Annotated in this window: 10 protein-coding genes; 3 read left to right on the top strand and 7 right to left on the bottom strand. The window is 62.9% G+C overall.

The features are described 5' to 3' along the window. The 4 genes from ACGYLD_RS02200 to cysS all read right to left on the bottom strand — a co-directional run bounded on the left by ACGYLD_RS02200 (nucleotide 1) and on the right by cysS (nucleotide 4,661). Complete coding sequence (locus ACGYLD_RS02200) at nucleotides 1-765, bottom strand: squalene/phytoene synthase family protein (protein WP_394400920.1); 765 nt, start codon at nucleotides 763-765, stop codon at nucleotides 1-3. Next, a complete protein-coding gene (locus ACGYLD_RS02195; RefSeq protein WP_394400917.1) occupies nucleotides 762-1,481 on the bottom strand; it encodes a class I SAM-dependent methyltransferase in 720 nt (239 codons plus the stop codon). The genes ACGYLD_RS02200 and ACGYLD_RS02195 overlap by 4 nt, the downstream gene beginning before the upstream one ends. Then, entirely contained in the window at nucleotides 1,478-3,094 is a 1,617-nt protein-coding gene (gene cimA, locus ACGYLD_RS02190) for a citramalate synthase (RefSeq protein WP_394400914.1), read from the bottom strand. The genes ACGYLD_RS02195 and cimA overlap by 4 nt, the downstream gene beginning before the upstream one ends. A 196-nt stretch (nucleotides 3,095-3,290) precedes the next feature. Further along, on the bottom strand, nucleotides 3,291-4,661 hold the full coding sequence (cysS, locus tag ACGYLD_RS02185) for a cysteine--tRNA ligase (RefSeq protein ID WP_394400911.1): 1,371 nt from the start codon (nucleotides 4,659-4,661) through the stop codon (nucleotides 3,291-3,293). A 272-nt stretch (nucleotides 4,662-4,933) separates the two neighbouring features. Here cysS and ACGYLD_RS02180 point away from each other — a divergent pair, with 272 nt between their 5' ends. After that, nucleotides 4,934-6,115 (top strand): pyridoxal phosphate-dependent aminotransferase, encoded by a 1,182-nt coding sequence (locus tag ACGYLD_RS02180; RefSeq protein WP_394400908.1) that lies wholly within the window; start codon nucleotides 4,934-4,936, stop codon nucleotides 6,113-6,115. A 67-nt stretch (nucleotides 6,116-6,182) separates the two neighbouring features. On the opposite strand, the gene ACGYLD_RS02175 is transcribed toward ACGYLD_RS02180, so the two are convergent. Further along, on the bottom strand, nucleotides 6,183-6,782 hold the full coding sequence (locus ACGYLD_RS02175) for an outer membrane protein (protein ID WP_271691426.1): 600 nt from the start codon (nucleotides 6,780-6,782) through the stop codon (nucleotides 6,183-6,185). 450 nt (nucleotides 6,783-7,232) lie between these two features. Here ACGYLD_RS02175 and ACGYLD_RS02170 point away from each other — a divergent pair, with 450 nt between their 5' ends. Beyond that, a complete protein-coding gene (locus ACGYLD_RS02170; RefSeq protein WP_271691427.1) occupies nucleotides 7,233-8,603 on the top strand; it encodes a phosphatidylserine/phosphatidylglycerophosphate/cardiolipin synthase family protein in 1,371 nt (456 codons plus the stop codon). After that, on the top strand, nucleotides 8,600-9,310 hold the full coding sequence (locus ACGYLD_RS02165) for an endonuclease/exonuclease/phosphatase family protein (RefSeq protein ID WP_271691428.1): 711 nt from the start codon (nucleotides 8,600-8,602) through the stop codon (nucleotides 9,308-9,310). Before ACGYLD_RS02170 ends, ACGYLD_RS02165 begins: the two co-directional genes overlap by 4 nt. A 6-nt stretch (nucleotides 9,311-9,316) precedes the next feature. Here the strand turns inward: ACGYLD_RS02165 and ACGYLD_RS02160 are convergent, their stop codons facing one another. Together ACGYLD_RS02160 and ACGYLD_RS02155 are read right to left on the bottom strand one after the other, a co-directional pair. Continuing rightward, complete coding sequence (locus ACGYLD_RS02160) at nucleotides 9,317-9,655, bottom strand: hypothetical protein (protein WP_271691429.1); 339 nt, start codon at nucleotides 9,653-9,655, stop codon at nucleotides 9,317-9,319. A gap of 178 nt (nucleotides 9,656-9,833) precedes the next feature. After that, nucleotides 9,834-13,478: a vitamin B12-dependent ribonucleotide reductase gene (locus ACGYLD_RS02155; protein WP_394400903.1), complete on the bottom strand. Its 3,645-nt coding sequence runs from the start codon at nucleotides 13,476-13,478 to the stop codon at nucleotides 9,834-9,836. Between the last annotated feature and the right edge of the window lie 650 nt (nucleotides 13,479-14,128).

The raw sequence follows: 14,128 nt of genomic DNA, 5'->3' as shown, positions 1-14,128 counted from the left end.
CTACCAGCGCGACGCCATGGCCCGCAACGCGAAGTGGCGGCGCGGGTCAGGCAGTGCGGCTTGCGAGACCTTTTCCGGCGCATCCACCGCGACCCGCAAGACCGGCCCCGCATGGGCGGCAGGCAGCAGCGCCGCGCGCGCCGCCTTGGGGACCTTCCCCCGATTGGCCCGCGCCGATTTCAGCCGCTCGAGCGCCCCCTTGGCAAGGGCCGAGACACCCTCCGCCGTACCATCCAGCAGCGGCACGCGGCCCGCCTCTTCCAAATTCGGAATGGCGCAGAGCCATGCGGCGATGCCAGTGGCGTAGGCCGCATCCCGCACCACTGCTTCATCCGTCGCCCCAAGGCGGCGGGCGGCGACCCACATCAGATGGCCTGCAGTTTGCTCAATATAGCGCTCGAAATGCGCGGCATCCTCGAAAGGGTCTTTGTAGATGTCCCACCGCCGCGCGGCGACGAGTTCATCGAGCAGTTCGGCATCCTCTGGCGCAATCGCACGGGCCAGCGGCGTGGTCACCTCATGCCGCCGCACCGGGCCGTCCTTGGCGATCTCCTCCAGCGCGTCGCGCCACCATTGCAGCCGCATCTCGGCGATCATCGTCTCTTGGGTGACCCATGGGGCGCGGGCCACCTCGACGTTAAAGGCATAGAGCGGGAAGAGCAGCTTGCGCGTCTCGACGGGGGCGGCCATGGCGGCGCGAAAGCGCCAAGGGTCGGCGCGCTCTACCATGGCGGCGCAGGCGTTCAGATCGGCGTCAAAGGTCATGTGGGGCGTGCCACCGTCAGAAGATAGCCGAACTCATCCCGATGCGCGCGCCAACAGGCGATCTCCGCCTCGGCGGCGTCGAGCACTTGGGCCAGATCATCATCCGCACCGGGGCGCAGCTTTTCGATCCGTGCCTCCAGGGGGGTGTAGTAATTCTCCCAAGCCTCATCCGACAGGACACGGGTCGCCACGACCTCATAGCCCGCCGCGCGGACCCGCTCGGCAATGCCGTCTGCGTCGCTCATCGCGGGGTAGTCGGCCCATTGCGCGCGGGCCTCTTCCGACGGGCTATCCGTCAGCCAGCAGGGTTCGGAGAATGCCACCACCCCGCCCGCACGCAGCGATTTGCGCCAACGGGTCAGCGCCTCGGTCACGCCAAGAAAGTAGACCGCACCGGCGCACCAAATAAGATCATATTCATTGGCGATGGCGGCCATATCGGCGCGCAGCAGGGTGACATTGCCATCGGCCACGAAACGGCCCCGCGCGGTGTCGACGAAATGTGCAGTTTGATCGAGGGCCGTCACATGGCCCTGCGGGATCGCCGCGCGCAGGGCGCCGATGTCGCTGCCGGGGCCGCAGGCCACATCGGCAATCTCGGCCCGCGCGGGCAGATCGACCTGATCCACGGCCCAGCTCACATCCGCAGGTTCCCCCGGCCCTTCGCGCGGCAGATCGCGGTGCAGGGTGAAAAAGGCGGTCATATCATCTGTCATTGGGCGCGGTCCCGGATCAATTTCCAACGTATCGCATCAAGCAGCGCTTCGAATGAGGCGTCGAGTATGTTGGCGCTGACGCCCACGGTGGACCAGCGCCGTCCCTGCCCGTCTTCGCTGTCGATGATGACGCGGGTGGTGGCTTCGGTGCCGCCTTGGGTGATGCGCACCTTGAAGTCAACCAGACGCATGTCCTCCAGAAGGCTGCTGTATTTGCCCAAGTCCTTGGCCAGCGCCTTGGACAGCGCGTTGACCGGGCCACGGTCCGCGCCATCCTCGTCCAGCGATTCCGAGACCGAGAGCCGTTTTTCCCCGTCCACATCAATGACCACGACCGCTTCGGAGAGGCTGACCATCCGGCCTTCGGCATTGCGGCGGCGTTCGACGGTGACGCGGTAGCGCTCGACCTCGAACAGATGCGGCAACTGGCCCATCACGTCGCGGGCCAGCAGCTCAAAGCTCGCCTGCGCGGTGTCATAGGCATAGCCCTGCGCCTCGCGGTCCTTGACCACCTCCAAGATCCGGCCAAGCGCCGGGTCGCCCTTGGCGACCGAGAGGCCCGCATCGCTCAGCCGTTTGCGCAGGTTGGATTGTCCGGCTTGGTTCGACATCGGAATGACGCGCGTATTGCCGACCAGTGCGGGGTCGATATGCTCATAGGTGCTGGGGTCTTTGGCGATGGCACTGGCATGCAGCCCCGCCTTATGCGCAAAGGCCGAAGACCCGACGAAGCCCGCCTGTTTCATCGGCACGCGGTTGAGGATCTCATCCAACATGCGGCTGGTGCGTGTAAGCCCGCGCAGCGCCTCAGGGCTCACCCCGATCTCATAGCGGCTGGCATAGGGTTCTTTCAGCAGCAGGATCGGGATCAGGGTGGTGAGGTTGGCGTTGCCACAACGCTCCCCCAGCCCGTTGAGCGTGCCTTGGATCTGCCGCGCGCCCGCGTCAACGGCGGCCAGCGTGCAGGCCACGGCGTTTTCGGTGTCGTCGTGGGTGTGAATGCCCAGATGATCTCCCGGAATGCCCGCCGCGATCACGGCGTGGGTGATGCGGGCAACCTCATCGGGCAGCGTGCCGCCATTGGTGTCGCAAAGGACGATCCAACGCGCGCCCGCGGCATAGGCCGCGCGGATTGCTTCCAGCGCGTAGTCGGAATTTGCCTTGTAGCCGTCAAAGAAATGCTCGGCGTCGAAGAGCGCCTCGCGCCCTTGGGCGACGAGATGGGCGACGGATTTGGCGATGTTGTCGGTGTTCTCGGCCAGCGTGATGCCGAGGGCGGTTTTGACGTGGAAGTCGTGGGTCTTGCCGACGATGCAGACGGATTTGGTGCCTGCGTTGAGCACGGCGGCCAGCACGTCGTCATTCTCAGCCGACATGCCCGCGCGTTTGGTCATGCCAAAGGCGGTGAGCCTTGCCCGCGTCGGCGGGGCGGCGTCGAAAAAGGCGCTGTCGGTCGGGTTGGCGCCGGGCCAGCCGCCTTCGATGTAATCCACGCCAAGCGCGTCGAGCGCGCTGGCGATTTGACGTTTCTCATCGGTGGAGAACTGCACGCCTTGGGTTTGTTGCCCGTCGCGCAGGGTGGTGTCGTAGAGGCTGAGACGCGCGCGGGTCATGACGTAGCCCTCCTGCCACGAACCTCAGCAGAGGTGCGAAGGCGCCATGCCCTACCTCGGGAGGGCCCTGCCGAATAGAACAACCGGCGCTTTGACACTTTCTGATCACAGCGCGCGTGGCGGATGTTGTGATGTGCCCTCCCGGGGGGGAGGTCGGGCATGGCGCATGCGCGCCGGGGGGCGGTTGGGGCTATGGTCACAACAACCCCTCCAACTGGCTCCGATCAAAGCCCGGCGGCGGCGTCAGCTTCACCCCATCCTTGCTCATCTGCACCTCGATCCCGACCGAGGTCAGCGCTTTCTTGATCCGGTCCACCTCGGCGAAATCCTTGGTCTCCATCGCAGTGGCGCGGGCATCGCTGAGGAAGGCTTCGATATCGGTCAGATCCAGCGCCTGAACCGCGGCCCATTCGGGGATCAGATCGTCCAGCAGCCCCAAAAGCGACAGCGCCCCGCGCAGGCCCGCCGTATCGCCCGCGTTGGAAAGACGGTGGCATTCGGTCAAAGCGCCGTGGGTGTTAAGATCATCGGCCAAAAGCGCCACCAGTTCAGGCCCGGGCGTCGCGGCCTCGGCCTCTGCCGCCTGAAGGTACCATTTGCGCAGGGTCTTCTCAGCTTCCTCACGCTTCTTCTCGGTCCAGTCCATCGGCTTGCGGTAATGGGTCGAGAGCATCACGAAACGGATGACCTCCCCCGGCACGCCTTGGTCCAGCAAATCACGGACCGTAAAGAAGTTGCCCAGGGACTTGGACATCTTCTTGCCCTCGACCTGCAACATCTCATTGTGCAGCCAGTAATTGGCGAACCCGTGGCCCGCGCATTTCGACTGGGCGATCTCATTCTCATGATGCGGGAATTGCAAGTCGATACCGCCGCCGTGGATGTCGAAACGCTCCCCCAACAGGTCATGCGCCATGGCGGAACATTCGATATGCCAGCCCGGACGCCCCTCACCCCATGGGGAATCCCAGCCGGGGGTGTCTTCGTCCGAAGGCTTCCAGAGCACGAAATCCATCGGGTCTTCTTTATAAGGCGCCACCTCGACCCGTGCGCCTGCGATCATATCGTCGACCGACCGGCCCGAAAGCGCGCCATATTCGGCATATTTGCGCACCCGGAACAGCACATGGCCCTCGGCCTCATAGGCATAGCCCTCATCCATCAGCCCGCGGATCATCGCGACCATTTGGGGGATATACTGCGTGGCACGCGGCATGTGATCGGGCTCCAAGGCGCCCACGGCGGCCATGTCATCCAGATACCACTGCGTCGTCTCGGCGGTGATCTCTCCAATGCTGCGCCCGCTCTCAGCGGCGCGGGCGTTGATCTTGTCATCCACGTCGGTGAAATTGCGCACGTAAGTCACATGCTGCGGCCCATAGACATGGCGCAGCAAGCGGTAGAGCACATCGAAAACGATCACGGGCCGTGCGTTGCCAAGATGCGCCCGGTCATAGACGGTGGGGCCGCAGACATACATCCGCACATTCTGCGCATCGATCGGGGTGAAATCCTCTTTCTTCCGGGTGGCGGTATTGTGCAGCTTGATCGTCAGGTCACGGGTCATGGGCAGGCGTCCTTGCGCGGGTGTGACGCGGGCTTGGCATAGTTTTGTCAGAATGGGAATGACGTGAACAGCGGCCCGCGAGGATGTCTCAGCGGGTAATGCAGCAAATAATGAGCGTTGCGGTGTTCATGACCGGGTTGTAGCAAGCGCGCCGCCCTGCGCCAAGCCCCTTGTCCGGTTAAGTTTTATGCAACCCTGCCTTCCGCCTTGCCTGCGCGGATTGACAAAGCCCCAAGGCTCTGCCCCCTTGTGCGGAAAATTTCGGAGGCATCATGGATAGATCATCGCGCATCAAAGGGGTTCTGGCCGGAGGGTCCGACGGCTGGGAAGTGTTTCACAAATCGCGCGCGATGATCGCGGCGGGGGTGCCGGTGACCGAGCTTACCATCGGCGAGCATGACATCCGCACCGCCGCCCCGATCCTGCAAGAGATGCACCGCAGCGCCCTCGGTGGCCATACCGGCTATGCCGCCGTGCCGGGCACCGATGCCCTGCGCGACCGGATTGCAAAACGCGCCGAAGAGCGGACCGGCGTGCCGACGACGCGCGACAATGTGGTGGTCACCCCGGGCGGGCAAGCGGGGCTATTCGCGGCGTTCATGGCGGTCTGCGACCCCGGCGATGCGGCGCTTTACATCGACCCCTATTATGCCACCTACCCCGGCACCCTGCGTGCTGCCGGGGCACGGGCCGTGTCGGTCGAAGCGCGGGCCGATCAGGGGTTCTTGCCCCGCAGGGCGGATCTGGCGGCAGCCGCCGAGGGCGCAAAAGCGCTGTTGATCAACACGCCCAACAACCCGACCGGCGTGATCTATGGCCGCAAAACCTTGGAAGAGATCGCGCAGGTTTGCCAAGATCACGACCTTTGGCTCGTCTCGGATGAGGTCTATGACACGCAGATTTGGGAGGGTGCACATCTCAGCCCCCGCGCCCTGCCCGGTATGGCGGAGCGAACGCTGGTCATCGGCTCCATGTCGAAATCGCACGCGATGACCGGCAGCCGCTGTGGCTGGATCATCGGGCCTGAAGACATCATCGCCGACCTGATCGACCTTGCCACCCATACCAACTACGGCGTGCCGGGCTTTATTCAGGACGCGAGCGACTATGCCCTCGCCCAAGGTCCCGCTTTCGAAGTGGAAATCAGCGCCCCCTTCGCCCGCCGCCGCGCGCTGGCGCAACGGGTCTTGAGCACTCAAAACGTGGTGCGTTCAGTGCCCTCGCAAGGGGCTATGTATCTGATGCTGGATATCCGCGCCACGGGCCTCAGCGGCAGCGAATTTGCCGATGCCCTGCTGGAAGACCAGCATATTGCGGTGATGCCGGGTGAAAGTTTCGGTGCGGCGGCGGCGGGCCATGTCCGCGTGGCCATGACGATCGAAGACAGCGCGTTCGAGGCGGCCCTACGCGACCTCTGCCGCTTTGCCGAAGGGCGCGCCAGCCGCGCCGCGTAAACAAAAAAGACCGGCCTCCTTTCGGAAGCCGGCCCTTCATCAAAGCGGGTGATCCCGCCAAGACCGATCAGAAGCGCATGGAACCGCGCAGGGAGATCGTGGTCGCGTCGAGATCTTCGCCTGTGCCGCCTACGTCATCGAATTTGTGCTGCAGCACTTCGCCACCGACGGTGTAGCGGTCGGTCACTTTATAGGTGACGCCCAGACCGGCGAAGGGGCCGGTTTCATCGCCAACGCTTGTGTCGGCACGGGCCGCACCGGCTGTTGCGTAAACCAGTGTCTTGCCGAAGTCGTAGCCAGCCTTGACCTTGGCGCGTGCCACGGAGTCCACATCGCCTGCGCCGTTGCCCAGATCGATGTCGGTCTTGTCGTAGTCAAGTTCGCCACCCAGAACGAATTTGCCGAAGTCATAGTCGTAACCGGCGTGGAAACCGTAAGACGTGTCGTCGCCGTCAAGGTTGCCGCTGTCGCTGTCGACGTCGGTCTGGCCGACCTGAAGACCGGTGTAGAAGCCTGTCCAGTCGCCATCAACGGCCACGGGTGTCGGCGCCGGTGTGAAAACCGGTGCTTCAACGGTGGTGTCTTCCAGCGAACCGGCTGCTGCTGCACCCGCGAAGGCGGTGGATGCGATCAGGGCGATGCTGGCGATTGTTGTCGTGCGTTTCATGTTCTGCTCCTTAAATACAGGTGACCCCGCGATCCTCGCCGCAGGGTCACTCACGCAACGCCCCATTTAGGGTTGGGTTTCAGTTTTTTCACATCACAGAATTGCGATGCGCTGATTGTCGCACATTTGCAACATACCCTCGGCTAGGGGCCGCTTAAGTTATGTATCATGTGTCGAATTAGGCGGCGCGCAGATGCATTTTATCTCGCTAAATCAAAGGGTTGATGCCGCAACACGAATTCCCGGCCATGTTTGCCCTCACCGCAGCGAAAGTTCCGCCAGAGAAACGACCCAGAGACAACCGCGCGAAAGAGGCTCCCCGATCGAAAAGCACCAAAACGCCCCCGGCCCCGCACCATGCCCTCACGGTAGACCCCGTCCGAGGCTTGCTGTCACCACTGAACGCGTTATCTGCTTGTATTGTCAGCAAGAAGGAGCAGGCCCCACCCCATGTCTTGGATCACCACCCATCTGGAAATCGTCATCATCGTGATCCTGACGCTGCTCGCGGCGATCGTGATTTTGCAACAGCGCCGCACGCCGCAATCGACTGCGGCGTGGCTACTGTTCATCATCGTGCTGCCCTGGGTCGCGGTGCCGCTGTTTCTGGGGCTTGGCTTTCGCAAACAATCCTCGCGCTATTCACCGGTGCACTTTCTGAAAGGCGATACCGGCGGCCCGCCGCCCCGCCCTGTGCATACGCTTGACGCGACGATGCAGTATTTCGGCCTGCCCGCCGCCGTCCATGGCCAAGACCTGCGGCTCTTGGGCGACCCGACGGCGGCCCATGAAGCGGTGATGGCGCTGATCCAAGGGGCCGAGAAACGGCTCGACGTGCTTTTTTACATCGTAGCCAATGACGACACCGGACGCATTTTCGTCGACGCGCTGACCGAACGCGCCAAGGCGGGCGTGAAAGTTCGGCTGCTGATGGACCGTTTGGGCACCCTGCGCGGCCCGACAGCCGCCCTGCGCCGCCTGCGCGAGGCGGGCGGCGATGTACGCTTTTACTCTCCGCTACTGCAACTGCCGGGATCGGGCCATCTGAACCTACGCAACCACCGCAAAATGATCATCGCCGATGATGCGCGGGTGTTTTCCGGGGGCATGAACATCGGCGCGCATTACCTCGGGCCTGCGGCCTTGGAGGATGGCTGGACCGATCTGGCCTTTCTGCTCGAAGGCCGCGCGGTGCAGAGTTTCGGCGATGTGTTCCGCTCAGACTGGGGCGTCGCCAGCGGGGAGGCTTTGGACCCGGCCCCCTCGGTCGCGGCCCATACGGGCGGGACGGCAACGGTGCAACTCGTGCCCTCCGGCCCTGATATCGCCGAAGACCCGCTGCATGATGGTCTGATCCGCGCGATCCATCTGGCCGAGGCGCGGATTTGGTTGGTGACCCCCTATTTCGTGCCGACCGAGGCGCTCGGTTCGGCTTTGACCACTGCGGCCCGGCGGGGGGTGGATGTACGGGTACTGGTCCCCGAACGCTCGAACCAACGGATGGCCGATTTCGCGCGGGGCGCCTATCTGCGCGATCTGCATGAGGCAGGCGGCCATGTGCTGTACTACCAGCCCGGGATGATCCACGCCAAAGCCGGGATCATCGACGATCTGGGGCTGGTGGGCACGGCCAATTTCGACGTGCGCAGCATGCTGCTGAATTTCGAGGTCACGCTCTTTGTCTATGACGCGGCCTCGGTCGCGAAGCTGCATGATTGGTTCGAACATCTTTCCGAGCATTGCGCCATGGAAAGACCGCCCAGCGGGATGTTCCGCAAGGTGGCCGAAGGGCTGTTTCGTCTGGGAGCGCCCATCCTATGATCCCCGCCGTCGCCCCGCAATCGCTGCGCATCGTGAGCTATAACATCCGCAAGGCCATGGGCACCGACCGGCGCCGCGATCCTGAGCGGATCATGCGGATCATCCGCAGTCTGCATGCCGATGTAGTGGTGCTGCAAGAGGCCGACCGCCGCCGCGCGCCGCGCCCCTCGGCCCTGCCGCTCGACCGGGTCGAAGAGGTGACGGGCCTGCGCCCTCTGCCCACGCCGAGCGACGTGAGCATCGGCTGGCATGGCAATGCCGTTCTGGTCCGCCCCTCGGCCAAGATCGACCGGGTGGCGCATCTGACCCTGCCGGGGGTGGAGCCGCGCGGCGCCATGGTGGCCGACCTGCATCTCGGCGCGCGCCAATTGCGCGTGATCGCCTCGCATCTCGGCCTGCTGCGTCCGTCGCGCAAGGAGCAGCTGAGCGCCATGATCGCCCATCTCGACGCATGCGCCGCCTGCCCCACGCTGATCGCGGGCGACTTGAACGAATGGTCGCAAAAGGTGGGGCTCGGGCGTCTGGCGAAACGGTTCACCATTCATGCGCCGGGCAAAAGCTATCACGCGCGGATGCCCGTGGCCTTCCTAGATCGCATCGCCTTGGACCAACATCTTACTGTGCGCCAAGGCGGTGTGATCGAGACGGCCCAGACCCGCCGCGCCTCGGACCATTTGCCGATCTGGCTCGACGTGGCGCATCGCTAGACGCCCTCACCCCGTGGCCCAAGCCAATTCGCCCACCATCATGTTGCAGGCCTGTTGCGGGGTCGAGAAAGCGACCTGCATATCAAAGGCCATACGCACATCCGCCCTTGCCTTGGCGATGGTGGCATCTGTGGCCCCAAGTCGCCGCGCGGTGGCGATATTTTGGTTGGCATCATGCCGCAGCTTGCGCACGCTTTCATAGCCGCCCGCAAACCCCGCACATTGTTTCGCCGTCAATTCTGCCGCCGCCGCTTTGCGCGCCGCAGCTTCCATGGGCGAGGCCGGGGGCTCCACACAAGCGGCCAGCAATCCGGTGAGAAATCCCAATATAACAAGACGTTTCATCAAATTCTCCCTTTCATGACCTTGATAGGGAGAGACTGGTTTAATTTTGGTTAACGCAATCTGGATGGCAGCGCGGAAATTAACCCTTTCGCGCAAGTATGCCTGAGGCGCGCCGGCAGCCTCGTCGGGGCGGGCCTTGCGGCCCTGCCCCTGCGCGCCCCTTTCGGGGCACATCTCATCAGCTACAGCCCGAGGTGCCGCCGCAGGTGTTGCACTTCATACAGGTGCCGTTGCGAACCAATGTGTAGTTGCCGCATTCACCGCAGGCTTCGCCTTCATAGCCCTGCATCTTGGCCTTGGCCCGCGCATCAAGGCTGACCGCCCCGGTGCTGGCAGAGGCCGAGGGTTGCACCGCGACCGCCACGTCGCCGCCGCTCACTTGGGGGGCGTAGGCGGTGCTCGGCTCGACGCCCTGCCCGCCCTGCAACACTACCAACTCTTGTGGAAGGCGGTTGCGCAGATAGCCGGTGGAGCTGATTTGCTTGAGCACTTCCAAGGACTTATTCGCGGCCCCCTCGCTCAACTCGCTGACGTTCGAGAGGTTCTCTTCCTCGCCCCGGCCCAGATCGTCAAAGGTCGCGCCCTCGGGCTTCACATGCGCCAGATCGGTGCGGTCGAGGTAGCTCACCGCCAATTCACGGAACACATAGTCGAGGATCGAGGTCGCCTGTTTGATGCTGTCGTTGCCCTGCACCATGCCCGCCGGTTCGAACTTGGTGAAGGTGAAGGCATCGACGAATTCCTCCAGCGGCACGCCGTATTGCAGACCGACCGAGACCGCGATGGCGAAGTTGTTCATCATCGCCCGGAAGCCCGCGCCTTCCTTGTGCATGTCGATGAAGATCTCGCCCAGCTTGCCGTCCTCATATTCGCCGGTGCGCAGATAAACTTTGTGACCGCCCACGTTGGCCTTCTGGGTATAGCCCTTGCGGCGCTGTGGCATCTTCTCGCGGTGTGATTTGATGATCTCTTTGACGATCACCTTTTCGACGATCTTTTCAGCCAAAACGGCGGCCTTCTCATGCGTGTTGCCGCTTTCCAGCGTCTCGGCAGCGTCTTCGTCGTCCTCCACGAGGGCTGCGGCCAGCGGTTGGCTCAGTTTCGAACCATCGCGGTAGAGCGCGTTGGCCTTGATCCCCAGCGACCAGCTGAGTTCATAAGCCTTCTGGCAATCCTCGATCGTCGCGTCATTTGGCATGTTGATCGTTTTAGAGATCGCCCCCGAGATGAAGCTCTGCGCCGCTGCCATCATGTGGATGTGGCTGTTGACCGACAGGTAACGCTTGCCCTTCTTGCCGCAGGGGTTGGCACAGTCGAAGATGTCGTAATGCTCCTCGCGCAGATGCGGCGCGCCTTCGAGCGTCATGGTCCCGCAGACGTGGTCATTGGCCGCTTCGATATCGGCCTTGCTGAAACCGAGGGAGCGGAGCAGGTCGAAGGTCGGGTCGTTCAGCTTTTCGGTCGGAATGCCCAGCACCTGCGTGCAGAAGGCTTCGCCTAGCGTCCATTGATTGAAGACAAAGCGGATGTCGAAAGCCTGTTTCAGCGCGGCGTCGATCTTGGCCAATTCATTGGCGCCAAAGCCGTGCCCTGCCAGCGTGGTGTGGTTGATCGCGGGCGCATTGCCGATGGTGCCGTGGCCGACGGCATAGCTGACGATCTCTTCGATCTGGGCCGACCCGTAGCCGAGTTTTTCCAGCGCGGCAGGCACGGATTGGTTGATGATTTTGAAGTATCCACCCCCTGCGAGCTTCTTGAACTTCACCAGCGCGAAGTCGGGCTCAATGCCGGTGGTATCGCAGTCCATGACCAGACCGATGGTGCCGGTGGGCGCGATGACGGAGGTCTGCGCGTTGCGGTAGCCATGGGCTTCGCCCAGTTTCAGCGCCTCGTCCCAGCAGGATTTGGCGATGTCGACCAGCCCTGCCTGCGGGCAATTGGCGTGATCCAGCGGCACCGGTTTGACCGAGAGTTGCTCATAGCCGTCCGCCTTCCCATAGGCGGCGGTGCGGTGGTTGCGGATGACGCGCAGCATGTGCTCGGCGTTCTTGGCATAGCCCGGGAAGGCGCCCAATTCGCCCGCCATCTCAGCGGAGGTCGCATAGGCGACGCCGGTCATGATCGCGGTCAGGGCACCGCCCAAAGCGCGGCCTTCGTCGCTGTCATAGGAATAGCCCATGTTCATCAGCAAGCCGCCGATATTGGCATAGCCCAGACCCAGCGTGCGGAAGTCAAAAGACCGCTGCGCGATTTCCTTGGAAGGAAACTGCGCCATCATCACGCTGATTTCCAGTGTCACGGTCCAGAGGCGCGAAGCGTGCATGTAGTCCTCGACCTGAAAGACCCCGTCCTGAAGGAAGGTCAGCAGGTTCATCGAAGCCAGATTGCACGCCGTATCGTCAAGGAACATGTACTCCGAACAGGGGTTCGAGCCGCGGATCGCCCCGTCCTCGGGGCAGGTGTGCCAGTCGTTCACAGTGTCGTGGTACTGGATCCCTGGATCGGCGCAGGCCCATGCGGCATGGCCGACCTGATCCCACAGGTCGCGGGCGCGGACGGTCTTGACAACCCGGTTCTCGGTGCGGCTGATCAACTCCCAGTCGGCATCCTTCTCCACGGCCTTCAGAAAGGCATTGGTGACGCGGATCGAGTTGTTGGAGTTCTGGCCGGAGACGGAGTTGTAGGCCTCGCTATCCCAGTCGGTGTCATAGGTCGGGAACTCGATGCCGGTGTGGCCCTGCTTGGCATAGTCCAGCACGCGTTTGACGTAAGTTTCGGGGATCGCGACCTTCTTGGCCTCGCGGATCGCCTGTTTCAGCGCGGCGTTCTTGGCGGGGTCATAGGCATCCGCCTCGGCCCCGTCCCATGCCTTGATCGCGTCGAACAAAAGGTTGAGCTTCTGCTCGTGCATCTTGGAGCCGGCGACGATGGAGGCCACCTTCTGCTCTTCGAGCACCTTCCAGTTGATGAAATCCTCGATATCGGGATGGTCGGCGTCGACGATCACCATCTTGGCAGCGCGGCGGGTGGTGCCGCCGGATTTGATGGCGCCAGCGGCGCGGTCCCCGATCTTGAGGAACCCCATCAAACCCGACGACTTGCCGCCGCCCGACAGCTTCTCGCCCTCTCCGCGGAGCGATGAAAAGTTGGTGCCCGTGCCCGAGCCGTATTTGAACAGACGTGCCTCGCGAACCCAGAGGTCCATGATGCCACCGTCGCCCACCAGATCGTCGCCCACAGACTGGATGAAGCAGGCATGCGGCTGCGGGTGCTCATAGGAGGATTTCGACCGGGTCAGCTTACCGGTTTTGTAGTCGACGTAGTAATGCCCCTGCGCCGGGCCATCGATGCCGTAAGCCCAGTGCAGACCGGTGTTGAACCACTGCGGGCTGTTCGGGGCCGCGCGCTGGCTGGCCAGCATGTGGCGCATCTCATCGTAATACGCGCGGGCGTCTTCCTCGGTGGTGAAATAGCCGCCCTTCCAGCCCCAGTAGGCCCAAGCGCCCGCCAGACGGTCGAAAACCTGCTTGGAGGAAGTCTCCCCGCCCATCTCGGCCCCTTCGGCGGGTTCGGAACGCCACAGGAACTCAGGCACGTCCTTTTCTTTGACCTTGCGGGTCTCGCTGGGCACGCCCGCCTTGCGGAAATACTTCTGCGCGATCACGTCGCTGGCGACCTGGCTCCAGGATTTGGGCACTTCGACGTTGTCGAGCTTGAACACCACCGAACCGTCAGGGTTGCGGATCTCTGACACCGTGGTGACAAAGTCCAAATCCGCATAGGCATCCTGCCCGGCCTTGGTGAAATTCCGTTCAATCTTCATCGTCGCTGCCCTTTTTCAAACTCTCAAAATTTGGAGCCGACCTGCCCACGGCAGGCCGTCTCACCCCTATGTGCTGGCAGTTTGAACAAAGCTTCCCCGCGCCACCTGCTGACGCAAGCGGCCCGAAACCGATTGAAACACTGGCTCTATGCTCTGTCCCCGCCGCCCAAGCGCCCCGTTGCGTTAACCACAACATATTGTGGCGCTTTACTTGACCCCCACAAACTGACGTAGATCACACTAATTGGTCAACGGTTTTTTTCGGAATTATTTCGGGGCGGGTAGTTGACCGAAGCCCCCCGATTTGCCCCGCGCCCTACCCCAGTGATTCAGCCTCAGGATATCCCCAAAGATACCCGCAAGTCCGATTGGTGGGCGGCTTTGAAATAATCCATTGCCGGGGCCGGGTTAGCGGAGGTGTTTGAGAGATTAGTTGAATTCATCCACAGCCCAAGATCACCCGCCGGGCGACAGGCCGCCGAAAGTGAACCCTGTGCCACGATCACCCGGCCCAAGCCCCCTGCCCCATGTCCGCGTCAAGAACCGCGGCAGAATCATCACGATCTGGGCGCGCACAGGCGCAAACCTGCCAATGCGGCGGCGATAGCTACTATATCTTGTGCAGAATGAGGATAGGACAACGGGCGCGC

This window comes from Sulfitobacter sp. 1A12056, assembly GCF_043558125.1.
GTDB classification, from domain to species: domain Bacteria; phylum Pseudomonadota; class Alphaproteobacteria; order Rhodobacterales; family Rhodobacteraceae; genus Sulfitobacter; species Sulfitobacter faviae.
This window is presented reverse-complemented; position numbering and strand designations above follow the sequence as displayed.

Coding starts and splice junctions, on each gene's coding strand:
- ACGYLD_RS02200 (WP_394400920.1), bottom strand. CDS start 765: ATGACCTTTGACGCCGATCTGAACGCCTGCGCCGCCATGGTAGAGCGC.
- ACGYLD_RS02195 (WP_394400917.1), bottom strand. CDS start 1,481: ATGACAGATGATATGACCGCCTTTTTCACCCTGCACCGCGATCTGCCG.
- cimA (WP_394400914.1), bottom strand. CDS start 3,094: ATGACCCGCGCGCGTCTCAGCCTCTACGACACCACCCTGCGCGACGGG.
- cysS (WP_394400911.1), bottom strand. CDS start 4,661: ATGACCCGTGACCTGACGATCAAGCTGCACAATACCGCCACCCGGAAG.
- ACGYLD_RS02180 (WP_394400908.1), top strand. CDS start 4,934: ATGGATAGATCATCGCGCATCAAAGGGGTTCTGGCCGGAGGGTCCGAC.
- ACGYLD_RS02175 (WP_271691426.1), bottom strand. CDS start 6,782: ATGAAACGCACGACAACAATCGCCAGCATCGCCCTGATCGCATCCACC.
- ACGYLD_RS02170 (WP_271691427.1), top strand. CDS start 7,233: ATGTCTTGGATCACCACCCATCTGGAAATCGTCATCATCGTGATCCTG.
- ACGYLD_RS02165 (WP_271691428.1), top strand. CDS start 8,600: ATGATCCCCGCCGTCGCCCCGCAATCGCTGCGCATCGTGAGCTATAAC.
- ACGYLD_RS02160 (WP_271691429.1), bottom strand. CDS start 9,655: ATGAAACGTCTTGTTATATTGGGATTTCTCACCGGATTGCTGGCCGCT.
- ACGYLD_RS02155 (WP_394400903.1), bottom strand. CDS start 13,478: ATGAAGATTGAACGGAATTTCACCAAGGCCGGGCAGGATGCCTATGCG.